Below are 23,169 nucleotides of genomic sequence, written 5' to 3'. Positions count from 1 at the left end.
TTTGCTCTTGTTTAATCTTCCTCGCGGACCGTGGCCACTTCCGCCGCGCGGACTTTTACCTTCGACCCGGAAATATCTTCAAACTCGTAAAAACCATCCTTTGTTTCGGTTTTCGGCATGTCCTTGGTCAGGTACTGAGTGCCGTTCTGCAGGGTCACCACCGTGGCGGTGGAGCAACCTGCCAGCGCCAGAAGGGTCGCAACGGCCAGTGGCAGGCCCAGGGTCTTGATGTTCATATTCACCTCTCGAAATGCAAAAAAGCGTATCCCTATCGGCGTTGGTGCAGTGGAACGCTGAAAAGTTCGCCAGCCGCTTATCTTTTTCCATTTGCGCCTAACCGCCCAGAGCTGTTATCTGTACGCATAACCAGTACTTGTATTGCCATGGCGCCTGATTCTGTGACTGCTAACCCCCTCGACGATCCGTTCTATTACCTTAACAACTTCATGCAAGTGCTTGATTGGCTTGAGCATCGGTATGCAGACGTGTTGAGTGACGAGGAGCAGCGCTTCATTGGCGAATTCAACCAGCTGCCCCGTGAATCCCGGGCACTGCTGGTGAGGCTGATCATGCGCAAGGGCATTCATTTTCGCGCCAGCAAATTGCAGTACGTCGAAATAGGCGACATTGCCCAGGCTGCCGCGCGGCTGATCACGCTGGGCTGGATCGACGAGCACAGTGCGCTGCCCATCGAAACCCTGTTCCCGGTGTTGCTCAAGACCGAAGTGCTGCAGTGTTTTCCAAGCGCGATCACTCAGCCCAGGGGCAAGAAGAACGACTGGTTGCCGACCCTGATTGAGCTGCACCCCGGGGCCCAGAGCTTCAACCAATGGTGCGCGCCCCTCGGGGATCGCTTGTTCACCTTGACCATCATGGGCCTGTGCGATCGCCTGCGCCTGATGTTTTTCGGCAATCTTTACCAGGACTGGTCCGAATTCGTGCTGGCCGACCTGGGCATCTTCACCTACGAGAAAATCGAAATCGGCGCCGACTCGCGCGGGTTGTGCAGTCGCGAGGACGTGGATGCCTGTCTTTACCTGCACGACTGCCAGATGCGCTTCGAAGCGGGTGAAGCGCTGTCGGAGATCGTCGAACAGATCAACAGTCTCACGCTGACCAACCCCTGGCTGTCGAGGCGCCGCGGCAAGTTGATGTTCCAGATGGGCCAGCACTGCGAACGCATTGCAGATTTCGTCAACGCCGTGACCCTTTATCGTCACTGCACTTACCCAGGTGCGCGAGTCAGGCTGATTCGCGTGCTGGAGCGCTGCGCCGAATATCAGTTGGCCCTGGACCTGGCCCTGCATGCGCAGCAGTTACCGCATAGCGCCGCTGAGCAGCAGCATGTGCTCAGGATACTGCCCAGGCTGCGCCGCAAGCTCGGCGGACCGCCCATGAAGCGGGCGTCGCCGCGACAAATGCTGCGCCTGGACCTGCAATTGCCCAGGTTTGATCCCGCAGTATCGGCGGATGAACTGTCGGTGGAACGCTACGTTCAAGTGCATCTGGCAGAGGCGACGGCGCCCGTGCACTACGTAGAAAACAGCCTGATCAATTCGCTGTTCGGCTTGCTGTGCTGGCCGGCGATTTTTGCGCCTTTGCCTGGCGCGTTCTTCCATCCGTTTCAGCGCGGTCCAGCGGACTTGCTTTACGAAGACTTTCATTCGCGGCGCGCCGAGTTGTTCGCCGCGTGCCTGGCCGAACTGGAAGACGGTCGCTACCTGCAGACCATACGCGAGCGTTACTCCAGTAAATGGGGCGTGCAGTCGCCTTTCGTGTTCTGGGGCGCGTTGAGCGAGGAGTTGCTCGACCAGGCGCTGGCGTGCCTGCCCGCCGAGCACCTGCGGCACTGGTTTAATCGCCTGCTGCTGGATATCAAGGCCAACCGCACCGGCATGCCGGACCTGATCCAGTTCTGGCCGCAGGACAAGACCTACCGCATGATCGAAGTCAAAGGCCCCGGCGACCGCCTGCAGGACAATCAATTGCGCTGGCTGGAGTTTTGTCATGAGCACCAGATGCCCATTGCCGTCTGTTACGTGCAGTGGGCGGAGCAGGGCGCTTGAGCTACAGCATCGCAGTGCGGGCGTTGTGCGAGTTTACCGCCAAGGTCGGTGACTTGGACCTGCGTTTCACGCCGTCGCCTACTGCCCTGGAAGGCATCGTCGGTCACCGCACGGTTGCTTCGCGCCGCAGCGGGGACTATCAGTCCGAGGTGGCGCTCGAAGGCCATTACCGGACCTTGCGCGTCAAGGGAAGGGCGGATGGCTACGATCCAGTACAAAACTGCCTGGAGGAAGTGAAGACTTACCGCGGCGACCTGAGCAGGCAACCCGCCAATCACCGGCAGTTGCACTGGGCCCAGGCGAAGATCTATGGCTGGTTGATGTGCCAGAAAGCCGGCCTGGAGCAGATCAACCTGGCCCTGGTGTACTTCGACATCGTCAGCGAAAAGGAAACCTGCCTGGTCGAGGCGTTCAGTGCTGCACAGCTGGAGCAGTTTTTCGAGCACCATTGCCAACTGTTCCTGCACTGGGCGCAGCAGGAAGTGGCCCATCGCGAGGCACGCAACCTCGCCGCGCAGGCGTTGACGTTTCCCCACGCCAGCTTTCGTCCCGGGCAACGCCACCTGGCCGAGTCGGTGTTCAAGGCGGTCAGCACCGGGCGCTGCCTGATGGCCCAGGCGCCCACCGGCATCGGCAAGACCGTCGGCACACTGTTCCCGATGCTCAAGGCCCTGGCGCCTCAGCAACTGGACAAGATTTTCTTCCTGACGGCCAAGACCCCGGGGCGCAAACTGGCACTGGACGCGGCGCAGGTGATCATCGACAGCGCCGACGCGCCGCCGTTGCGCGTGCTTGAGATGATCGCCCGCGACAAGGCTTGCGAGCATCCCGACAAAGCCTGCCACGGTGAGTCCTGCCCATTGGCGCAAGGCTTTTACGATCGCCTGCCGGCCGCGCGCCAGGCTGCCAGCGAGCTGACCCTGCTGAATCAGGCAGCCTTGCGCGAGGTGGCGCTGGAACACGACGTCTGCCCTTATTACCTGAGCCAGGAAATGGCGCGTTGGGCCGATGTGGTGGTTGCCGACTACAACTATTACTTTGACTTCAGCGCACTGCTGTTCGGCCTGGCCCAGGCCAATAACTGGCGAGTCGCGACCTTGGTGGATGAAGCGCATAACCTGGTCGAACGGGGCCGCCAGATGTATAGCGCCAGCCTCGACCAATCGGCCCTGAACGCGGTGCGCAAAACCGCGCCCGAGGCACTGAAGAAGTCGCTGCAACGGGTCCATCGTGAATGGAATGCCCTGCATAATCAGCAACTGGGCGCCTATCAGGCTTATGACCGTGCTCCGGAAAAGCTCCTGCAGGCGCTGTTTTCCTGCAGCGCGAGCATTGGCGACTACCTCAACGATCATCCGCAAGGGGTCGACAGTGGCCTGCAGAACTTCTATTTCGACATGCTGCAATTTGGCCGAGTGGCCGAACTCTTCGATGAGCAGTACCTTTTCGATATCAGCAAGCGCGACCTTGAGCGCAAGCACAACCTCTCGACCCTGTGCCTGCGCAATGTGGTGCCTGCCGGTTTCATTCGCCCACGCCTGACAGCGTCGCGCACGGCCGTGCTGTTTTCCGCGACCCTCAGCCCCCGTCACTATTACGCCGACCTGCTGGGCACGCCGCCCGACACCGTGTGGATCGATGTCGAATCGCCGTTTCACGCCGACCAGTTGCAAGTCCATATCGTCAGCCAGATCTCCACGCGGTTTGTCCATCGCCAGGCGTCCCTGGGGCCCATCGTCGAGGTGATGGCCCGGCAATTCACCGAGCGTCCCGGCAATTACCTGGCGTTTTTCAGCAGCTTTGACTACCTGCAGCAAGTCGCGCAGCGGCTGGCCGAGGCCCATCCGCACATCAACCTGTGGTCGCAATCGCGAGGCATGGGGGAAGGGCAGCGCCAGACTTTTCTCGACCAGTTCACCGCCGACAGCCAGGGCATCGGCTTCGCGGTGCTGGGCGGCGCGTTTGGCGAGGGCATTGACCTGCCCGGCGCGCGCTTGATCGGTGCTTTCATCGCCACCCTGGGCCTGGCACAGTTGAACCCGATCAACGAACAACTCAAGCATCGTATGGCAGCGATTTTCGGCGCCGGTTATGACTACACCTACCTCTATCCCGGCGTGCAGAAAGTGGTTCAAGCGGCCGGACGGGTGATACGCACCCAGCAGGATCAAGGCGTCGTCATGCTGATCGATGACCGTTTCGCGCAGGGCAAGGTCAAGCAATTGCTGCCACGCTGGTGGGCGCTAGGTCCCGCCGCCTGTCTTGCTGGCGGATAAAGGCAATTGATTGCCTCTAATTGCAGCTTTTCAATTCCGCCGGATGTCCCATACTCTCGAAAACCAAATTCACGTGAGGGTTGAATGAGCGAGGATCGGAGGAAAGCCGGTGCCATCGAAGAGAAGCGCTTTCGCTTGTTGATCGATGCCGTGGTCGATTATGCGATCTACATGATCGATCCCGATGGCACAATCGCCAGTTGGAACTCCGGGGCCAAGCGTTTCAAGGGGTATGAAGAGGCGGAGATCCTGGGTCAGCACTTTTCACGGTTTTACACCGAGGACGACCGTCGCGCCGGCCTGCCCCAACGAGCGTTGGATACCGCGATCCGCGACGGCCGTTTCGAAGGCGAGGGCTGGCGCGTGCGCAAGGATGGCTCGCACTTCTGGTGCCATGTAGTGATCGACCCGATTCGTGACGCCGATGGTCAATTGCTCGGTTTTGCCAAGATCACCCGCGACCTCACCGACCGCAAGATGGCCGAGGAAACGCTCAAGCAAAGCGAGCAACAGTTCCGCCTGCTGGTGCAGTCAGTCACTGACTACGCCATCTACATGCTCGACCCACAAGGGCGCCTGACCAACTGGAACCCAGGGGCTCAACGAATCAAGGGCTATGCCCCTGAGGAGGTGGTGGGCCAGCATTTTTCGATGTTCTATACCCCTGAAGATCGCGTTGCCGGCGAACCGCAACGGGCGCTGGACACGGCGGTGCGCGAAGGCCGGTTCGAGAACAGGGCCTGGCGTATGCGCAAAGACGGTACGCGGTTCATGGCGCATGTGGTGGTCGACCCCATCTGGGGTGAGACCGGAACCTTGCTGGGTTTTGCCAAGATCACGCGTGATATCACCGAGGCCACCACGGCACAGCGCACTCTGGAACAAACCCGCGAAGCGCTGTTCCAGGCGCAGAAAATGCAGGCGATCGGTCAACTCAGTGGCGGGATCGCCCACGATTTTAACAATTTGCTGACGGTCATCCTGGGCAACCTGGAGATCATTCGCAAACGCGCAGTCAACGAACCAAAAATCACCCGCCTGGTGGACAACGCTACCCAAGGTGCCTTGCGCGGGGTTTCCCTGACCCAGCGTATGCTGGCTTTTGCCCGACGCCAGGAGCTCAAGACCGAGCCGGTCCAGGTTGCGGAAATGGTGCAGGGGATTACCGGACTGTTACGCAGCGCGCTGGGGCCGTCCGTGCGTTTGGAAACCCATTTCCCGCCAGGACTCCAGCCGGCCCTCGCCGACATGAACCAGCTTGAATTGACCGTGATGAACCTGGTAACCAATGCCCGCGACGCCATGCCCCAGGGCGGAGAAATTCTGGTCAGTGCCCAAGCCGTGGAGATTCATGCGCAATCGACTCTGTCTCTGGCGGCCGGGCAATACATCTGCCTGAGCGTGAGTGATAACGGCGAAGGCATGGACGACGCCACGCTCGCCTCGGCAATGGACCCGTTCTTCACCACCAAAGGGCTTGGAAAGGGCACCGGCCTGGGCCTGTCGATGGTGCACGGGTTTATCGAACAGCTGGGTGGCCGTTTCATCCTCAAGAGCCACAAGGATAAAGGCACCACGGCCGAGTTGTGGTTGCCGGTGGCGGCTGCCAGCGGCACAACCCAACCGCAGGCCGAAACCCAAGCGTCTGCGCCTGTTTCACGGATAAGCATACTGGTGGTGGACGATGACAGCCTGGTCCTGACCAGCACCTGTCTACTGCTGGAGGACCTGGGCCATAAGGTCACAGGTGCGAACTGCGCAGCGAAAGCGCTGGAATTGTTCAGCGCAGATCAGCCATTCGACCTGGTGATCACTGACATGGCCATGCCGCACATGAGCGGCGCGCAACTGGCGCATGCCATCCAGGAGATAAACCCCGGCATCCCCATCATCATCGCCACCGGCTTCGCCGAGCGACTGGAAGGTTTCGCTGCCAATCTGCCGCGGCTGTCGAAGCCATTCAACCAGCTCAACCTGGTAGAAATCATTGCCTCGACCTTAAAGTAAGTGCAGGCCAGGGAACGAAATCCGGCTGAACTAGTTTCAAGCCGGATCTTCTAATTCTTTTTCCGACCTGATAGAACCCCCGTGCCCAGAATATTGACCGAAGCCCCGGCTGAAGACGCCTTGACCGAACACAATGCCAAAATGTTCGGTTCGCCCAAGGAACGCCTGGATTTCTACCGCAGGGAAATCCAGTATGAGACCAGCATCCTGGCCAACCGCACGGATGCCTACCTGGCCGCGCAGTCGTTCCTGGTCATTGCGTTTGCATCCTGTATGGCAAACCTCAACCCCGAGTGGGGCAAGCTGTTCACCTTGGTCGTGCCGCCATTCCTGGCGCTGCTGGGGTTGCTGAGTTCCCTGAATGCCTGGCCCGGCATCAGGGCGGCGTACGACATCATCGATCACTGGCATTTCAAACAGAGCGAACTGTTGAGAAGTGAACCCCTCATGGGCCTGGCCTACGATGAATCGCCTTTATTCAGCGAGATGGAGTCTTCGCACAAGGGGTACCGCAAGTCGCTACTGTTTTCAGTGCGAACCCCGTGGATTTTTGCGACGTTTTGGGTATTGCTGGGCACTTATGCGGTATTTATTCAGGTGACCAATCCTGGTGGTTGATCAGCCCTAGGCCTGTGGCGGGGGGCTTGCCCTCGCCATAGGCTAGCATTTGCAATCAAGCCGCCAGATTAGCGGCGCTCATCTCTTTCTTGTACTGTGCTTTCAAACTCTCCATCTGCGCCCCAAGTTCTTGCAGCTCAGCCTTGCCCAACAGCTCCCGGGCTTCAGGGAACCTAACCTGTTCGCATTAGATATCACGCTCTGGATTCGTGCGCGGGTTTGGGATTGGCAACCGCCATCGGCATCGAAGGGAAGTCCTCGTTCAACAGGCGCAGATGCTCAATGGCTTCTTCGAATTTCAAGTCGGCTTTTCTGCGCATTGCCTGGTAGCGGTCGAACTGCTCGCCATCCAGCTCGCTGCCTTCGAGGAGGGCGAAGGCGGCTTGATTCAGCGTCTCGGCTTCTTCAAATAGCTGGCGGTTGCGTGCCAGGGCGAACTCGCGGCAGGCTGAAATTTCATCACGGGTGGAGTAGTGGATCATGGCTGGCACCTTTGTTCGGACTGTTAATGATTAATAGGCAGCGGCACCGGCGAAGGATTTCAAATTTATGAGCGTTAAATTTCGATTATTCCGACGATAAAACCCTGAGCAAAAAATCAGTTTTTTCGTTTTTTACGCTGTTCGTATCGAGCAAGGATGGGTTGGGTGCTGATCCCGTGCACGAGGATGCTCAACGCCACCACCGACAACGTCAGGTTGGTGCACAAGGCCGCGACTGACGGGTCCAGCCCGTGGTTCAGGGCGTAGAACAGGTAATACAGGCTGCCGATCCCGCGGATCCCGAACCAGCCGATCAACAGGCGCTGGCGACTTTCGAGCAGACCGCCCCAGGGCATGGCCAGGACGCTCAGCGGTCTGATCAGCAGGAACAATGCGCCACCTATCGGCAGCGCGCGCCAGTCCCAGTGCGCAATCAGCACCACGCCGAGCAAGGTCACCAGGAATACTTCCATGGCGCGCTCCACCAGACCGCCAAATGCCAGCATGTCGCCCATCATGATGCCGGCGGCCACTTGGGAATCTTCAAGATTATCGGTGTCGCCATGCACCGCTTGCTGCGGATCTACGTTCTGGTGACCGACCACTGGCTGCACAAGGTGTTCGGCCGGCACCTGGGCATCGCCCGTGGACTTGACCTCTTCCTGACGCAACCCCAGGCCAGCGGCGAAAACAGACAGGAAGCCGTAGGCGTGAACCCACTCGGCGCCGACATAGGCCAATGCGATCAGGGCCAGGGCCAGATAGTCGTTGGGGGAGAGTGTGCTGTCTTCGTTGGCAATGCGCAGGGACAAGGTCAACCGGCCGATTCCACGGCCCATCCAGTACCCGATCAACAGCCCCGCCGGCACTGCCCAGAGCAATCGGCCGAGCGCCCAATCACCGAGCCAGCCAGGATTACCGTCTTGTTGCAGCAGGAGCAATCCAAGAATCACGAACGGGAAGGCGACCCCGTCATTCAGGCCGGCCTCGCCGGACAGCCCGAACCGCACGCTGTCGTCGTCGCGGGCATCGTTAACCTGCACCAGAGACGCGAGCACCGGGTCGGTCGGCGCCAGGATCGAGCCGACCAGTACGCTGACACCCCAAGGCAACTGGAACGGGAAGTGCAGCAGCAGACAAACCCCGGCGATGCTCAGCATCATGACCGGGCCCGCCAGGCCCAGTGCCACTCGCCAGTTCTTTTGCCTGAAGGGAGCGCGCAGCTTCAAACCGCAAACGAACAGGGAAAACAACACCGCCACTTCGGTCAGGTGTTCCATCCACACTGATGCATCGTCCACATCCAGTTTCAATACGCCCAGGCCCGTGGGGCCGATGCCGACGCCCAGCGCCAGGCATACCGCCGAGGTGGTAACGGGTTTCCAGCGCAGATAGGACGACGTCAATGCCAGGGTCAGCAACACGGCACCCAGGACGGCCATCCAAATGGTAAAGCTCATGCTTGCGTCCCGCAGGAAGGTGGCCGTGAAACAGCGTGGAGTATGCTCAACCGACGTTCGCGCGCCGGTTGATGGTCAGCAGGCACAGCCCGAGGACTGGCTGCGCGACGGTTACAGCATTGGTTTACCACCGGTAACCCCGTAGCGCTGACCTGTGATGTAGCTGGCTTCATCCGAGGCCAGCAGCACGTAGATCGGCGCGACCTCCACAGGCTGCCCGGGACGCCCCAAAGGGGTCTCGGCGCCGAAGTTCTGCACTTCTTCGTCGGGCATGGTCGAGACGATTAGTGGCGTCCAGATGGGCCCGGGTGCGACGCTGTTGACCCGGATGTTCTTCGGCCCGAGCATCTGCGCCAGGCCGCCGGTAAAGTTGGCGATAGCGCCCTTGGTGGTGGCGTAGGCGAGCAGGGTAGGCTTGGGCATGTCCGAGTTGATGGAGCTGGTATTGATGATCGAGCTGCCGGGCTTCATGTGTTTCAACGCCGCCTGGCAGATGCGGAAGATCGCGGTGATGTTGACATCGAACGTCATCACCCACTCCTCGTCCGGGATATCTTCGAAATTCTCGTGGGTCATCTGGAACGCAGCGTTGTTGACCAGCACGTCAATGCGACCGAAGCGTTCGACGGTCTTGTCGACCACCGCCTGGCATTGGGCTTTTTGCGCCAGGTCGCCTGGCACCAGCAGGCACTGGCGGCCGGCCTGTTCGACCCAGCGGGCGGTTTCCTCGGCGTCTTCATGTTCGTTGAGGTAGGCAATGACCACGTCGGCGCCTTCGCGGGCGAAGGCAATCGCCACGGCGCGGCCGATGCCGCTGTCGGCGCCGGTGATCAGGGCAATCTTGCCTTCCAGCCGGCCGGAGCCTTTGTAGCTTTGTTCGCCGCAGTCCGGGTAGGGATCCATTTTTTTCTGGGAGCCGGGGACGGGTTGTGCCTGTTTGGGGAAGGGCGGTTTTGGATAGTCGTTCATCGTGAATCTCCAATCTCAAGGCGAAAGAGTCAGAGGGTGGACCCTGGGCTTTTGGCGTGGGTTCGGTTGGATTTTCGGTGAAAGGGTTGAACGGTCAACACGCTGTGCCAGGCGCGACGCCATGGTGTAAGCTCTGCGACTCTTCGGATTCGACCCTTTGCGAGCCCTATGCCGTCGCTTTTCAAACGCTCCCTGCTGCCAAAACTGCGCAGTTTCCCGCTGACCGCCGAGGCCGTCACCATCCTCTCGGGCGCCGCCGAGTTTCGTCGCTGCCTGTTGGAAAAGATCACCAGTGCAACCCGACGCATCTACATCGTCGCGCTGTACCTGCAACAGGATGAAGCCGGCCAGGAGATCCTCGATGCCCTGCATGCCGCCAAACTGGCGCGCCCGGAACTGGATGTTGTGGTGGTCGTCGACTGGCTGCGCGCCCAGCGTGGCCTGATCGGTGCCGGCAAGCAGCCGGGCAACTCGGCGTGGTACCAGGAAACCACACGCACCCATGCCAGCGAAGTGCCGGTGTACGGCGTGCCGGTGCAGAGCCGTGAGCTGTTCGGCGTGCTGCACTTGAAGGGTTTTGTAATTGATGATTGCGTGATCTACAGCGGCGCCAGTCTGAACAACGTTTACCTGCACAAGTTCGACAAGTACCGTTATGACCGTTATCACCTGTTGCACAACCGCGACCTGGCGGACTCGATGCAGCACCTGGTGCAGCACGGCCTGATCGCCTCCAAGGCGGTCAATCGCCTGGATTTGCCCAATCTGCCAACCACCCGCAGCCTGCGCAACGATATCGGTGACCTGCGCAGCCGCCTCAAGCACGCGACGTATGACACCACCAGTGGGACTACGGACAAAGGCGGGCTGTCGGTCAGCCCGCTGCTCGGCGTGGGCAAGAACAATCCGCTGAGCCGGGTGATTGGCGAGTTGATCGCCAGCACCCAGCAGCAGCTGACCATCTGCACGCCGTATTTCAACCTGCCGCTGGCCGTGACCCGGGAAATCAATCGGGCACTGGCACGGGGCGTGAAGATCGACATCGTGGTCGGGGACAAGACAGCCAACGATTTCTACATTCCACCCAGCGAGCCGTTCAAGGTGATCGCGGCGTTGCCATACCTGTACGAAATCAGCCTGCGCCGTTTCGCCAAGCGTCATCAGCGTTATATCGACAGCGGCCAGTTGAACCTGCACCTGTGGAAGGACGGCGACAACACTTACCACCTCAAGGGTATGTGGGTCGACCAGCGTTATACCTTGCTCACCGGTAATAACCTGAACCCGCGGGCGTTCCGTCTCGACCTGGAAAACGCCTTGCTGATCGATGATCCCAAAGGTGAGCTGCTGGCGCCGCGCAGGGAAGAGCTTGGGCAGATTTTCCAGCACACCACGCGCATTGGCCGATACCAGGACCTGGAAACGCTGGTGGAATACCCGGCAGCGGTGGCCAAGTTCCTCAAGCGCGTCAGCCGCGTGCGGATCGAGAGGCTGCTGTACCGGATCCTGTAACTTGCAGGAGCGAGCTCGCTCGCGAAAAACCCGAGTGCGTCACGGGGTGTCAGGTTTCCCGCGTTATCGTTATCGCCCATCGCGAGCAAGCTGGCTCCTACAAATCTGTGTAGGAGCGAGCTCGCTCGCGAAAAACCAGAGGCCGCCTCGGGGCATCAGGCACCCCGCGTGATCGTTAACGACCATCGCCAGCAAGCTGCCTCCTGCATGTAAGATGGCGATATTCGAATAACAACCTGGCCTGCCTGATTTAATGTCGGAAAAAGACACTATCTCCATCCAACTGGTGCGCGAAGCCCTGTTGCAAAGTTGTGCGCCCGGCGTGGCAACCGCCGAAGTACTGGAAAAGGTCGGCATTGCCCCGGCGTTACTCGGTACCGCGCATGCCCGGGTGCCGGCGACGGCCTATGCACGGCTGTGGCGGCTGCTGGCCCGACGGGGCGACGATGAGTTTTTTGGCATGGATCCGCGCCCACTGCGCTCCGGCAGTTTCGAATTCCTCTGCCGCAGCGCCATGGCCCAGCCCAGCCTGATGACGGGCCTGACCTGCGGCCTGGACTTTCTCTCGCTGATGTTCCAGCACCTGCCTGCGCAACTGGTGCGTCAGCAGAGCCTGGCGGAAATCGTGCTGATCGAGGATGAGCAACCCGCCAAGCGCGCGTTCACCTACTTTACCTACTGGATGATCGTGCACGGCGTCGCCTGCTGGTTGGCCGGGCGGCGAATACCGATCCTGGCGATTGAACTGCGCTGCCCGGCACCGGATTTTCTGGACGACTACCAGGTGATGTTTTCCGAGAACCTGCGCTTCGATCGACCCCGCACTCGCATGATTTTTGCCGCCGATTGCCTGGACATGCCGATCCGCCGCAGTCCCGAGGAGCTCAAGCGCTTCCTGGCCCATGCCCCGGCCAATATCCTGGTGAAATACCGCGATCCACAGAGCCTGGCCAGCCGGATCAAGCACGATTTGCGGCAGATCACCGCCCAGGACTGGCCGGAGACCGAGGCACTGGCGCAACAATTGTGCATGTCGGCCTCGACCTTGCGCCGCCGCTTGGCGGAGGAGGGGCAGACTTACCAGGGGCTCAAGGACAGCGTGCGCAAGGAGCTGGCGATCGTCTGGCTGGCGGACCCGGCGATCAGCTTTGCCGAAATCGCCACGCGCCTGGGGTTTGCCGATGCCAGCTCGTTCTACAAGGCGTTTCGCAAGTGGTCGGGGTCCAATCCCGGGCATTACCGCAGTCTTATACTGAATGAGCCGGACTGAGCGGGATTGTGTAGTGGCCTGACTGGCCCCATCGCGAGCAAGCTCGCTCCTACAGTTTTAGCGTCAGCACACAGCTCCTGTGGGAGTGACCGTGCCCGCGATTAGGCCATTGCAGCCGCAACGCCTACCTAACCTTGGCCAAACCAGTCAGACAACTTGATAGCTTTGACCATTGTCCCGCCCGGCGCACAGAGCGACTATTTCTCCTGTTGATTACGGTTCCCCCCAACCTAATAAAAATACAGAGGGATTCTGGCAATGCACGACTACCTGACTGCCACTTCACAGTTCGATTATCAGCACACCGTCGATGCCGCACTGGCCGGCGACCTCACGGCGCTCAATGCCTGCGTCGAGTGTTGCGACCGGCACGCACTGCCCGGGCGCATTGCGCTGTTCTGGGAGGGGCGCGACGGTTCGAGCGCGACTTATACGTTTAGCGACTTGCAGGACAAAGCCGCGCGTTTCGCCAATTTCCTGCTGGAGCAGGGCGTGCGCAAAGGCGACAAGGTTGCCGGCTTGCTCCCTCGCAATATCGAACTGCTGGTCACGGTGTTCGCGACCTGGCGCATCGGTGCGGTCTATCAACCACTGTTCACCGCCTTCGGCCCCAAGGCCATCGAGCACCGTCTGGGCAGTTCCGGTGCCAAGGTGGTGGTGACCGATGCGGGTAATCGCAGCAAGCTCGCCGACGTCGAGAACTGCCCGACCATCGTTACCGTCGCAGGACCAAAAGGCCAGGGCATTGTTCGTGGCGATTTCAGCTTCTGGGCTGAGCTGGCCAATTACCCTGCTGTCTGCGAACCGTTGCTGCTCACTGGCGAAGACCCTTTCCTGCTGATGTTCACCTCTGGCACCACCGGCCCGTCTAAAGCCCTGTCCGTGCCCCTGAAGGCCATCGTCGCGTTCCAGAGTTACACCCGCGATGCGGTCGACTTGCGCCCCGAAGATGCATTCTGGAACGTCGCCGATCCCGGCTGGGCCTACGGCATCTATTTCGGCGTGACCGGGCCACTGGCGATGGGGCATCCGATTACCTTTTACGACGGCCCGTTCACCCTCGAAAGTACCTGCCGGGTCATCAACAAATATGGAATCACCAACCTCACGGGCTCGCCAACGGCCTACCGACTGCTGATCGCCGGCGGCGACGAGTTCGCCCGGTCCATCAAAGGCAGGTTGCGCATTGTCAGCAGTGCCGGTGAACCGCTGAACCCGGAAGTGATCCGCTGGTTCGCCGACAACCTGAACGTGGTCATCCACGACCATTATGGCCAGACCGAACTGGGCATGGTGCTGTGCAATCACCACGGCCTGGAACACGCGATTCACATGGGCGCCGCCGGCTTTGCCTCGCCCGGCCACCGCATTGTGGTGCTGGATGAAGCCTGCCAGGAACTGAGCGTCGGTCAGCCGGGCATCCTGGCCATCGATCGCAGCCAGTCACCGATGTGCTGGTTCGCCGGTTACGAAGGCGCGCCCACCAAAGCGTTCGTCGGCAACTACTACCTGAGCGGCGACACCGTCGAGTGGAACCCCGATGGCAGCATCAGCTTCGTCGGGCGCAGTGACGACGTGATCACCACCTCCGGCTACCGGGTCGGGCCGTTCGACGTGGAAAGCGCGCTGATCGAGCACCCGGCCGTGGTCGAGGCGGCGGTGGTCGGCAAGCCTGATCCGGAGCGCACCGAGCTGGTCAAAGCCTTCGTTGTACTCAGTGCGCAATACCGCGCCGACCCGGCGCTTGCCGAAGAACTGCGCCAGCACGTGCGCAAGCGACTGGCCGCGCATTCTTACCCCCGTGAAATCGAATTTGTCAGCGAATTGCCGAAAACCCCAAGCGGCAAATTGCAGCGCTTTATCTTGCGCAACCAGGAAATCGCCAAGGCTCAAGAGGCCGCCGCGAAGAACGTTTCAGCTTGAATCCAAGGAAACTGTGATGCAGATCGAAAACAAGGTTTTTCTCGTCACCGGCGGTGCGTCCGGGCTCGGTGCCGCCACCGCTGAAATGCTGGTGGCCGCCGGTGCCAAAGTGATGCTGGTAGACATGAACGCCGACGCCGTCGCCGCTCAGGCCCAGCGCCTTGGCGCGCAGAGTGTGGTCGCCGACATCAGTGATGAGGCCGCCGCCGAAGCCGCAGTGCAAGCCACGGTGAAAGCCTTCGGCGGCCTCAATGGCCTGGTCAACTGCGCCGGTATCGTGCGCGGCGAAAAAATCCTCGGCAAGACCGGCCCGCATGCGCTGGCCAGCTTCAGCCAGGTGATCAATGTCAACCTGATCGGCAGCTTCAATATGCTGCGCCTGGCGGCAGCGGCGATTGCCGAGACTGAAGCGGATAGCGACGGCGAGCGCGGGGTGATCATCAATACTGCGTCGGCCGCTGCCTACGACGGCCAGATCGGCCAGGCGGCTTACGCAGCGTCCAAGGGCGCTATCGTCAGCCTGACCTTGCCCGCCGCTCGCGAGCTGGCGCGCTTTGGCATCCGCGTGATGACCATTGCCCCGGGCATTTTCGAGACGCCGATGATGGCCGGCATGACGCCTGAAGTACGCGCGTCCCTGGCGGCTGGCGTGCCGTTTCCACCCAGGCTCGGGAAACCGGACGAGTATGCCGCGCTGGTAAGGCATATCATTGAAAACAGCATGCTTAATGGCGAGGTGATCCGTCTCGACGGTGCCTTGCGCATGGCCGCCAGGTAGGAGAATTCGTCATGACTATTGCCAACGATCCGATTGTTATTGTCAGCGCCGTGCGCACCCCCATGGGCGGGTTCCAGGGCGAACTGAAAAGTCTCACCGCACCGCAACTGGGTGCTGCCGCGATCAGCGCCGCCGTCGAACGCGCCGGCATCGCCCCTGCTCTGGTCGAGGAAGTGCTGTTCGGCTGCGTCCTCTCCGCAGGCCTTGGCCAGGCCCCGGCGCGCCAGGCCGCGCTGGGTGCCGGGCTGGACAAATCAACCCGCTGCACCACGCTGAACAAAATGTGCGGCTCGGGTATGGAAGCGACGATGCTGGCCCACGACATGCTCGTCGCCGGCAGTGCCGAGGTGGTCGTCGCCGGAGGCATGGAGAGCATGTCCAACGCGCCGTACCTGCTGGACCGCGCACGCAGCGGTTACCGCATGGGTCACGGTCGCGTGATGGACCACATGTTTCTCGACGGGCTTGAAGACGCCTACGACAAGGGACGCCTGATGGGCACCTTCGCCGAAGACTGCGCCGAGACCAACGATTTCAGCCGAGAAGCCCAGGATGCCTTTGCCATTGCCTCGACCACCCGTGCACAGCAGGCGATCAAGGACGGCAGTTTCAAGGACGAGATCGTCCCGCTTACCATTACCGTCGGCAAGGAACAGGTGCTAATCAGTAACGACGAACAGCCGCCGAAAGCCAAACTGGACAAGATTGCTTCACTCAAGCCGGCGTTCCGCGACGGTGGCACCGTGACTGCGGCCAACTCCAGCTCGATCTCCGACGGCGCTGCGGCCCTGGTGTTGATGCGCCGCTCCGCTGCCGAAAAACAGGGGATCAAGCCGCTGGCAGTGATTCACGGGCATGCTGCCTTTGCCGATACCCCAGGCCTGTTCCCGGTCGCCCCGGTGGGCGCGATCCGCAAGTTGATGAAAAAGACGGGTTGGTCCCTGGACCAGGTCGATCTGTTTGAAGTCAACGAAGCGTTTGCGGTGGTCAGCCTGGTGACCATGGCCAAACTGGAAATCCCCCATGAAAAAGTCAACGTGCACGGCGGGGCTTGCGCACTGGGCCATCCAATTGGCGCATCCGGCGCGCGGATCCTGGTGACCCTGCTCTCGGCGCTGCGCCAGAAAGGCTTGAAGCGCGGCGTTGCAGCCATCTGCATCGGCGGCGGTGAAGCCACGGCCATGGCTGTGGAATGCCTGTACTAAAACCCGCACCCCCCCTGTAGGAGCTGCCGCACGCTGCGATCTTTTGACCTTGAAGATCATCATTAAAAGATCGCAGCCTGCGGCAGCTCCTATACGGGGTATTTCATATTCAAGGATTTGGCATGATTCCCAATGACGAACAATCCCAGATCAGCGACGCGGCACGGCAGTTTGCCCAGGAACGGCTGAAACCGTTCGCCGCCGAGTGGGACCGCCTGCATCGTTTTCCCACCGAAGCCATCGGCGAAATGGCCGACCTGGGCTTCTTCGGCATGCTCGTGCCGGAGCAATGGGGCGGCTGCGACACCGGTTACCTGGCCTACGCCATGGCCCTGGAAGAGATCGCGGCCGGTGACGGTGCGTGCTCGACCATCATGAGCGTGCACAACTCGGTGGGCTGCGTGCCGATCCTCAATTACGGCACCGATGAGCAGAAAGAACGCTTTCTCAAACCCCTGGCCAGGGGCGACATGCTCGGCGCTTTTGCCCTCACCGAACCCCAGGCCGGTTCCGATGCCAGTGGCCTGAGAACACGTGCCCGCCTGGAAGGCGACCACTACGTGCTCAACGGCTGCAAACAGTTCATCACCTCCGGGCAGAATGCCGGCGTGGTGATCGTGTTTGCCGTGACGGACCCGAGCGCAGGCAAGCGCGGGATCACCGCCCTGATCGTCCCCACCGATTCACCGGGCTACAAAGTCGCGCGGGTCGAAGACAAGCTCGGCCAGCACGCCTCCGACACCTGCCAGATTCTCTTCGAAGACGTGAAGGTGCCAGTGGCCAACCGTTTGGGCGAGGAGGGTGAAGGCTACAAAATCGCCCTGGCCAACCTAGAAGGCGGTCGTGTCGGCATTGCTTCGCAATCGGTGGGCATGGCCCGAGCCGCGTTCGAAGCAGCCCGGGACTACGCAGGGGAGCGGGAAAGTTTCGGCAAGCCGATCATCGAACATCAGGCTGTCGCGTTCCGCCTCGCCGACATGGCGACCCAGATTGCCGTTGCCCGGCAGATGGTGCACTACGCAGCGGCTTTGCGTGACAGCGGCAAGCCCGCCCTGGTCGAAGCCTCGATGGCCAAGTTGTTTGCCTCGGAAATGGCTGAAAAAGTCTGTTCTGCGGCCTTGCAAACCCTGGGCGGCTACGGTTACCTGAACGACTTCCCGCTGGAGCGCATCTACCGCGACGTGCGGGTGTGCCAGATCTACGAGGGCACCAGCGACATTCAACGCATGGTTATCTCGCGCAACCTTTGAACAGGAGTCCATTTGTGAACTACGAAACGATTTTGCTGGAAATCCACGGTCGTGTTGGCCTGATCACCCTGAACCGGCCCCAGGCGTTAAACGCATTGAATGCGCAGATCGTCAGCGAACTGAACCAGGCGCTCGATGGCCTGGAAGCTGACTCGAACATCGGCTGCATCGTGCTCACCGGTTCAAAAAAAGCCTTCGCGGCCGGCGCCGACATCAAGGAAATGGCCGAGCTGACGTATCCGCAGATCTACCTCGACGATCTGTTCAGCGACAGCGACCGCGTGGCCAATCGCCGCAAGCCCATCATTGCTGCGGTGAACGGTTTTGCCTTGGGTGGCGGTTGTGAACTGGCACTGATGTGCGACTTCATTCTGGCGGGCGACAATGCCCGGTTCGGCCAACCGGAAATCAACCTCGGTGTGCTCCCGGGCATGGGCGGCACCCAGCGCCTGACCCGCGCAGTCGGGAAGGCCAAGGCCATGGAAATGTGTCTGAGCGGACGTTTGATCGACGCCGTGGAAGCAGAGCGCTGTGGCATCGTGGCGCGCATCGTGCCGGCGGATGAGTTGCTGGCCGAGGCATTGAAAGTCGCCGCGTTGATCGCCGCTAAATCCCTGCCGATTGCGATGATGGTCAAGGAAAGCGTCAACCGCGCGTTCGAAGTCAGCCTGTCTGAGGGCGTGCGCTTTGAGCGTCGTGTATTCCATGCGGCGTTCGCGACGCAGGATCAGAAGGAAGGGATGGCGGCGTTTATTGCCAAGCGTGAGGCGCAGTTCCAGGGCCAGTAATCGCGTAAGGCTATCGCGGGCGAGCCTTGCTCCTACAGGTTATCAGTGACTGTGGGAGCAAGGCTTGCCCGCAGTGCTTGCAGGCCCTAAACCAGATAGTTCTTCAATTCTCGGGCGATCACCATCCGCTGAATCTCGCTCGACCCCTCATAGATCTGCGTGATCCGCGCATCGCGGTAGTAGCGCTCCACCGGGTAGTCTTCCAGGTAGCCATACCCACCATGAATCTGTATCGCCGAAGAGCAGACCTTCTCGGCCATTTCCGACGCGAACAGCTTGGCTTGTGACGCCTCCGACAGGCAAGGCTTGCCGGCGCTGCGCAAGCGCGCCGCGTGCAGGATCAACAGGCGCGCCGCGTTCAGCCGGGTGTGCATGTCGGCGAGCAGATTGGCAATGCTCTGGTGCTCAATGATCGGCTTGTCGAACTGCACCCGACCACGGGCATAGTCCAAGGCTGCTTCAAATGCCGCGCGGGCGATGCCCAGCGCCTGGGCGGCGATGCCGATGCGTCCACCTTCAAGGTTGGACAGGGCGATGGCCAGGCCCTTGCCGCGTTGACCCAGCAGATTGGCTTCGGGGATGGTGCAATTGTTCAGGGTGACTGCGCAGGTATCGGATGCGCGAATGCCCATCTTGTGTTCGGTGCGATCTACGATGAAACCGGCGGTATCAGTCGGCACCAGGAAGGCGGAAATTCCGCGTTTGCCCAGGTCCGGGTCGGTCACGGCGAACACGATGGCCAATTTGGCGCGCTTGCCATTGCTGACAAATTGCTTGGCGCCGTTGATCACCCACTGGCCATCGCGCAGTTCCGCGCGGGTGCGCAAGTTGTGTGCTTCGGAACCGGCTTGGGGTTCGGTCAGGCAGAAGCAGCCAATGGCTTTGCCGCTGGCCAGGTCCGGCAGCCAGGCCTGTTTCTGTTCTTCGGTGCCGAAGTTCAGCACGGGCCCGCAACCGACGGAATTGTGGATGCTCATCAGGGCGCCGGTGGCGCCGTCACCTGCGGAAATTTCCTCCACCGCCAGCGCATAGGCCACGTAGTCGACATAGGTGCCGCCCCATTCCTCGGGTACCACCATGCCCAGCAGGCCGAGCTCGCCCATCTTCGCCACCAGGGCGTCATCAATCCAGCCGGCCTTTTCCCAGGCCTGGGCATGAGGCGCGATTTCACCCCGGGCGAAATCCCGGGCCATGTCGCGGATCATCACTTGCTCTTCGCTCAATTCGATATCGTGCATGGCTCAGCTCCCGCTCCGATCGAAGCCTTCAAAGAAACTCTCCACATGCCCGGCGCCCAGCGCCTGCAAGGTGGGCGGGTTCCAGCGTGGCGTCTTGTCTTTGTCGATCAGCAAGGCGCGCACGCCCTCGATCAGGTCACCACGCTCGAACCACTGGCGGTCCAGGTGCAGTTCAAGGGCAAAACAGTCTTCCAGACTCAGGTGGCGACCACGGCGCAGCATTTCCAGGGTGACCCCCATGGCCAGCGGCGAGCGCGTCTCCAGCAGGTCAGCAGTCGCCAGCGCCCAGTCGTGGCTGTCAGCCACCGTGACTGCACGCAGTTGCTCAACCATACTCGGCACGTCGGGCAAGGCGAAGAAGTGATCGATGGCCGGGCGCAGCGCAATGAACGGTGCCTCGGGCAGTTGCTGCACCGCGAGCCGGGCCAGTACGCCCTGCAGGTCCTTGAGCGCGGTGTCGTGCCATGCCATCTGATCAAGCTGCTCGTCCAGGATGGCGATTTTATTGCTGTCCAGGTACCAGTCGGCCAGCCCGCAGTAGAGAGCATCGGCTGCGCGAATCTGCACGCCGGTGACGCCCAGGTAGATCCCCAGCTCGCCGGGCACGCGAGGCAGGAAGTAGCTGCCGCCGACGTCCGGGAAATAGCCTATGCCCACTTCCGGCATCGCCAGGCGGCTTTTTTCCGTGACCACCCGCAGGTCGGCACCTTGCACCAGGCCCATGCCGCCGCCCAGGACAAATCCGTCCATCAGCGCCAGCACCGGTTTGCGGTAGTGGTGAATGGCGAGGTCCAGGGCATATTCCTCGACGAAGAAATCCTGGTGCAGCGAGTCGCCGTTCTTGAAGCTGTCGTACAGCGAGCGGATGTCACCACCGGCACAGAAGGCTTTTTCTCCGGCGCCGCGCAATACGACGGCGTGTACCGTCGAATCCTGCGCCCAGGCGTCGAGCTGGCGCTGCAGGTTACGCACCATGTCGAGAGTGAGGGCATTGAGACCGGCGGGACGATTGAGGGTAAGGTGACCAATGTGGTTGCGTACTTCGGCCAGCACGTCGTTGTGCGTGGCATCCATGGACTGAGTCCCCGGAGAAGAAACCTGAGCAGTCATCACTAACTCCCTGCTTTTATTGTTCTTTATAGAGAAGCTCGCACGCGAGCGATCAAGGATCGTACCAGTGCAAATTTGTGATGTACAACCGGGATATCTGCAGGTCCAGTCTGCAGATATGCATGCAGCGAGCGGAATCTGACTACGCGGACCGTTCAGTGAACACGTCGCCAATGCTACGCCGCCGGGCGTGCACTTCACTGGCATGGATCAATTGCTCGAGGTCTTCGGGCGTGACGTCGTAGAAGGCCTCCAGGTCTGCCAGGGCCAGCTTCAAATCCTGGGCGGTGATGCCTTGGCTGTCGACCACGGCGGGACCGGCGGTCACTGCCACCGGGGGCTCGCCTGCACGTTTGGGATAACGGATGCGCGTCAGGTTGTTGTAGAGCAGGGCACATAACAACAGGGTGGCAGCCCCGAGCATGACGGGCCCCAGAGCTTGCCAGTCAAGGGCGATGGTCGCAGGGTCGGCCAGCACCAGGGTCAGGGCCAAGGCGCCGGCTGGCGGGTGCAGGCAACGCAGCCAGCACATCAGGATCAGCGCAACACCCGCCGCCAGGCATGCGCTGGTCAACGTGCGACCGAGCACGTGCGCTACCAGCAGAGCTACCACTGCAGCACTCAGGTAGCCGCCCAGGATCGCCCAGGGTTGGGCGAGGGCACCGGATGACACGGCAAACAGCAGCACGGCCGAAGCCCCCAGCGGCCCGATAAGGTGTTGGGCCACTTCGACGCCGAATACCTGGCTGCACAGCCAGACGGTGAACATCGTACCTATGGCCATGCCAATCGCGGCGCGGCTCCATTCAGTGGGGCGAGTGTTGATGGCGGCAGGTAACCAGCGAGCAAGCATGAATTAAACGATCCGTGAAAAGCAGGCGAAAAAAAAGGCTCGGCTGGAAACCCAGTAAGCCCTTGAAAGTGTTCCCTCTGTTGGGGGAGGAACGCGCACAGTTTGCCTCGCTATACGGTCACTGACAAATTCATATTAATGCAGGTTGAATGCATTAATTATGAGTTTAATTGGAGCGTTGCGATTTTTAAATGACAGCTGATTTGACTTTTGCAGCCCCGGCCGGCAGGGTTGGGAGCCCCACCGGGGCACGTCAGATGATGGAGCTTGTGATTCGTCCCGCACCTGACCACCGCAAGGCAGCCGATTGCTGTTTTTTGCTCCATGACACCGATTTCAATCAAGGCCGTTTCGTTTGACTGACTTACCCGCTTCCAAGGCTAATCCGCTCACTGTCTACCTGGCGCGATTGGCACCCTCCAGCCAAATGACGATGCGTTATGTCCTGCAGGATGCCGCCGATCGCCTGGGTTTCGAAGACATGAACGTCGAGGAAATTCCCTGGCATCAATTACAGCCAGAGGATGTCGTTGCGCTGGTTGCAGCGCTGCGCGAGGACGGTTATGCGCCCAACACCTCATCGCTGTACGTCAACGCCGTGCGCGGGGTAATGAATGAAGCCTGGCGCATGAGCCTGATCAGCCAGGAACACCTGTTGAAGATGCGCTCGGTCAAGGGCATCGCCGGCACGCGGCTGTCCCAGGGGCGCAACCTACGCCGTTCGCTGATCCAGGAACTGATGGCGGTGTGTGCCGCCGACCCCAGGCCACAGGGGCTGCGCGACGCCGCTATCATTGCAATTCTGTATGGCTCGGGGATGCGCAAGTCGGAGTCGGTCAACCTGGACCTCAGTCAGTTGGATTTTGCCGAGCGCAGCCTGCGAGTGACGGGCAAGGGCAACAAGCAGTTGATCAAATATGCGCCCACCTGGGCCTTTGCCAAGCTCGACGCCTGGCTCGAACTGCGCCGCTCGCAGCTCAAGGAGGGGGAGGTGGATGACCCGTTCCTGTTCAACCGCATTCGTCGAGGCAGCCACATCACGCGCGAGCGCATCACCAAACATGCGATCTATTACATTGCCCGCCAGCGTGGCGCGCAGGTCGGCGTGAAGATCATGCCCCACGATTTTCGGCGGTCGTTCATCACCCGGGTGATCGAGGAGCACGACCTGTCGATCGCGCAGAAGCTGGCGCACCACAGCAATATCCAGACGACCGCCAACTACGATGTGCGTGACGACAACGAGCGGCGGCGGGCGGTGGATCGTTTCGATTTGTGATGCCGTTGTAGGAGCGAGCTCGCTCGCGATGGTCGTGAACGATCTCTCTGGCAGCCTGACACCCCGCGTTATCGTTGACGACCAT

19 protein-coding genes and 1 pseudogene are annotated in these 23,169 nt (G+C 60.8%); 12 read left to right on the top strand and 8 right to left on the bottom strand.

The annotated features are described in order from the left end of the window. Positions 1-11: 11 nt before the first annotated feature. On the bottom strand, positions 12-236 hold the full coding sequence (locus tag AAEZ05_RS05550) for a YgdI/YgdR family lipoprotein (RefSeq protein ID WP_122840471.1): 225 nt from the start codon (positions 234-236) through the stop codon (positions 12-14). Positions 237-383: 147 nt separating this feature from the next. Here AAEZ05_RS05550 and AAEZ05_RS05545 point away from each other — a divergent pair, with 147 nt between their 5' ends. The 4 genes from AAEZ05_RS05545 to AAEZ05_RS05530 all read left to right on the top strand — a co-directional run bounded on the left by AAEZ05_RS05545 (position 384) and on the right by AAEZ05_RS05530 (position 6,967). After that, positions 384-2,066 (top strand): VRR-NUC domain-containing protein, encoded by a 1,683-nt coding sequence (locus tag AAEZ05_RS05545; protein WP_350646767.1) that lies wholly within the window; start codon positions 384-386, stop codon positions 2,064-2,066. Further along, positions 2,063-4,342, top strand: a complete 2,280-nt coding sequence (locus tag AAEZ05_RS05540) for an ATP-dependent DNA helicase (protein ID WP_350646766.1) — start codon at positions 2,063-2,065, stop codon at positions 4,340-4,342. The genes AAEZ05_RS05545 and AAEZ05_RS05540 overlap by 4 nt, the downstream gene beginning before the upstream one ends. A gap of 84 nt (positions 4,343-4,426) precedes the next feature. After that, positions 4,427-6,349, top strand: a complete 1,923-nt coding sequence (locus AAEZ05_RS05535; RefSeq protein WP_350646765.1) for a hybrid sensor histidine kinase/response regulator — start codon at positions 4,427-4,429, stop codon at positions 6,347-6,349. Between the two features lie 81 nt (positions 6,350-6,430). Beyond that, complete coding sequence (locus AAEZ05_RS05530) at positions 6,431-6,967, top strand: hypothetical protein (RefSeq protein WP_045058385.1); 537 nt, start codon at positions 6,431-6,433, stop codon at positions 6,965-6,967. A 55-nt stretch (positions 6,968-7,022) separates the two neighbouring features. On the opposite strand, the pseudogene AAEZ05_RS05525 reads toward AAEZ05_RS05530, so the two are convergent. The 4 genes and pseudogenes from AAEZ05_RS05525 to AAEZ05_RS05510 all read right to left on the bottom strand — a co-directional run. Further along, a pseudogene (locus AAEZ05_RS05525) lies at positions 7,023-7,151 on the bottom strand (hemerythrin domain-containing protein); the annotation flags it as partial. A gap of 10 nt (positions 7,152-7,161) precedes the next feature. Next, entirely contained in the window at positions 7,162-7,449 is a 288-nt protein-coding gene (locus tag AAEZ05_RS05520; protein WP_350646764.1) for a hypothetical protein, read from the bottom strand. A gap of 116 nt (positions 7,450-7,565) precedes the next feature. After that, positions 7,566-8,909, bottom strand: coding sequence for a cation:proton antiporter (locus AAEZ05_RS05515; RefSeq protein ID WP_350646763.1), 1,344 nt, complete (start codon positions 8,907-8,909; stop codon positions 7,566-7,568). Positions 8,910-9,020: 111 nt separating this feature from the next. Then, positions 9,021-9,878: an SDR family oxidoreductase gene (locus tag AAEZ05_RS05510; RefSeq protein WP_045058388.1), complete on the bottom strand. Its 858-nt coding sequence runs from the start codon at positions 9,876-9,878 to the stop codon at positions 9,021-9,023. Positions 9,879-10,046: 168 nt separating this feature from the next. Here AAEZ05_RS05510 and pssA point away from each other — a divergent pair, with 168 nt between their 5' ends. The 7 genes from pssA (at position 10,047) to AAEZ05_RS05475 (ending at position 18,604) form a co-directional block, all read left to right on the top strand. Beyond that, on the top strand, positions 10,047-11,390 hold the full coding sequence (gene pssA / locus AAEZ05_RS05505) for a CDP-diacylglycerol--serine O-phosphatidyltransferase (protein WP_045058389.1): 1,344 nt from the start codon (positions 10,047-10,049) through the stop codon (positions 11,388-11,390). 253 nt (positions 11,391-11,643) lie between these two features. After that, on the top strand, positions 11,644-12,660 hold the full coding sequence (locus AAEZ05_RS05500; protein WP_350646762.1) for an AraC family transcriptional regulator: 1,017 nt from the start codon (positions 11,644-11,646) through the stop codon (positions 12,658-12,660). Between the two features lie 258 nt (positions 12,661-12,918). Next, positions 12,919-14,583, top strand: a complete 1,665-nt coding sequence (locus tag AAEZ05_RS05495) for an AMP-binding protein (RefSeq protein WP_045058391.1) — start codon at positions 12,919-12,921, stop codon at positions 14,581-14,583. A 16-nt stretch (positions 14,584-14,599) separates the two neighbouring features. Further along, a complete protein-coding gene (locus AAEZ05_RS05490; protein WP_045058392.1) occupies positions 14,600-15,361 on the top strand; it encodes an SDR family NAD(P)-dependent oxidoreductase in 762 nt (253 codons plus the stop codon). Between the two features lie 11 nt (positions 15,362-15,372). Then, positions 15,373-16,566: an acetyl-CoA C-acyltransferase gene (locus tag AAEZ05_RS05485; RefSeq protein ID WP_045058393.1), complete on the top strand. Its 1,194-nt coding sequence runs from the start codon at positions 15,373-15,375 to the stop codon at positions 16,564-16,566. A gap of 122 nt (positions 16,567-16,688) precedes the next feature. Next, positions 16,689-17,816 (top strand): acyl-CoA dehydrogenase, encoded by a 1,128-nt coding sequence (locus tag AAEZ05_RS05480; protein WP_350646761.1) that lies wholly within the window; start codon positions 16,689-16,691, stop codon positions 17,814-17,816. Between the two features lie 14 nt (positions 17,817-17,830). Then, positions 17,831-18,604 carry an enoyl-CoA hydratase gene (locus AAEZ05_RS05475; protein ID WP_045058395.1) on the top strand — a complete coding sequence of 258 codons (774 nt, stop codon included), beginning with the start codon at positions 17,831-17,833 and terminating at the stop codon, positions 18,602-18,604. A gap of 86 nt (positions 18,605-18,690) precedes the next feature. Here the strand turns inward: AAEZ05_RS05475 and AAEZ05_RS05470 are convergent, their stop codons facing one another. The 3 genes from AAEZ05_RS05470 to AAEZ05_RS05460 all read right to left on the bottom strand — a co-directional run bounded on the left by AAEZ05_RS05470 (position 18,691) and on the right by AAEZ05_RS05460 (position 21,805). Beyond that, positions 18,691-19,842, bottom strand: a complete 1,152-nt coding sequence (locus AAEZ05_RS05470; RefSeq protein ID WP_045058396.1) for an acyl-CoA dehydrogenase family protein — start codon at positions 19,840-19,842, stop codon at positions 18,691-18,693. A 3-nt stretch (positions 19,843-19,845) separates the two neighbouring features. After that, positions 19,846-20,952: an enoyl-CoA hydratase/isomerase family protein gene (locus tag AAEZ05_RS05465; protein ID WP_045058397.1), complete on the bottom strand. Its 1,107-nt coding sequence runs from the start codon at positions 20,950-20,952 to the stop codon at positions 19,846-19,848. A gap of 142 nt (positions 20,953-21,094) precedes the next feature. After that, positions 21,095-21,805 (bottom strand): HPP family protein, encoded by a 711-nt coding sequence (locus AAEZ05_RS05460; protein ID WP_045058398.1) that lies wholly within the window; start codon positions 21,803-21,805, stop codon positions 21,095-21,097. Positions 21,806-22,232: 427 nt separating this feature from the next. On the opposite strand from AAEZ05_RS05460, the gene AAEZ05_RS05455 reads away from it, so the two are divergent. Further along, positions 22,233-23,084 (top strand): site-specific integrase, encoded by an 852-nt coding sequence (locus AAEZ05_RS05455; protein ID WP_412548503.1) that lies wholly within the window; start codon positions 22,233-22,235, stop codon positions 23,082-23,084. Positions 23,085-23,169 lie beyond the last annotated feature (85 nt).

This window comes from Pseudomonas sp. HY13-MNA-CIBAN-0226 (assembly GCF_040310305.1).
Lineage (GTDB): Bacteria > Pseudomonadota > Gammaproteobacteria > Pseudomonadales > Pseudomonadaceae > Aquipseudomonas > Aquipseudomonas gregormendelii.
Note: the sequence above shows the minus strand (reverse complement) of the source record. Positions and strands in the feature narration are given on the sequence as shown.

Excerpts from the sequence above, each read along its gene's own strand:
- AAEZ05_RS05490 (WP_045058392.1), top strand. The coding sequence starts at position 14,600 with ATGCAGATCGAAAACAAGGTTTTTCTCGTCACCGGCGGTGCGTCCGGG.
- AAEZ05_RS05550 (WP_122840471.1), bottom strand. The coding sequence starts at position 236 with ATGAACATCAAGACCCTGGGCCTGCCACTGGCCGTTGCGACCCTTCTG.
- AAEZ05_RS05495 (WP_045058391.1), top strand. The coding sequence starts at position 12,919 with ATGCACGACTACCTGACTGCCACTTCACAGTTCGATTATCAGCACACC.
- AAEZ05_RS05460 (WP_045058398.1), bottom strand. The coding sequence starts at position 21,805 with ATGCTTGCTCGCTGGTTACCTGCCGCCATCAACACTCGCCCCACTGAA.
- AAEZ05_RS05470 (WP_045058396.1), bottom strand. The coding sequence starts at position 19,842 with ATGCACGATATCGAATTGAGCGAAGAGCAAGTGATGATCCGCGACATG.
- AAEZ05_RS05545 (WP_350646767.1), top strand. The coding sequence starts at position 384 with ATGGCGCCTGATTCTGTGACTGCTAACCCCCTCGACGATCCGTTCTAT.
- pssA (WP_045058389.1), top strand. The coding sequence starts at position 10,047 with ATGCCGTCGCTTTTCAAACGCTCCCTGCTGCCAAAACTGCGCAGTTTC.
- AAEZ05_RS05510 (WP_045058388.1), bottom strand. The coding sequence starts at position 9,878 with ATGAACGACTATCCAAAACCGCCCTTCCCCAAACAGGCACAACCCGTC.
- AAEZ05_RS05465 (WP_045058397.1), bottom strand. The coding sequence starts at position 20,952 with ATGACTGCTCAGGTTTCTTCTCCGGGGACTCAGTCCATGGATGCCACG.
- AAEZ05_RS05520 (WP_350646764.1), bottom strand. The coding sequence starts at position 7,449 with ATGATCCACTACTCCACCCGTGATGAAATTTCAGCCTGCCGCGAGTTC.
- AAEZ05_RS05485 (WP_045058393.1), top strand. The coding sequence starts at position 15,373 with ATGACTATTGCCAACGATCCGATTGTTATTGTCAGCGCCGTGCGCACC.
- AAEZ05_RS05515 (WP_350646763.1), bottom strand. The coding sequence starts at position 8,909 with ATGAGCTTTACCATTTGGATGGCCGTCCTGGGTGCCGTGTTGCTGACC.
- AAEZ05_RS05500 (WP_350646762.1), top strand. The coding sequence starts at position 11,644 with ATGTCGGAAAAAGACACTATCTCCATCCAACTGGTGCGCGAAGCCCTG.
- AAEZ05_RS05480 (WP_350646761.1), top strand. The coding sequence starts at position 16,689 with ATGATTCCCAATGACGAACAATCCCAGATCAGCGACGCGGCACGGCAG.
- AAEZ05_RS05455 (WP_412548503.1), top strand. The coding sequence starts at position 22,233 with ATGACGATGCGTTATGTCCTGCAGGATGCCGCCGATCGCCTGGGTTTC.
- AAEZ05_RS05535 (WP_350646765.1), top strand. The coding sequence starts at position 4,427 with ATGAGCGAGGATCGGAGGAAAGCCGGTGCCATCGAAGAGAAGCGCTTT.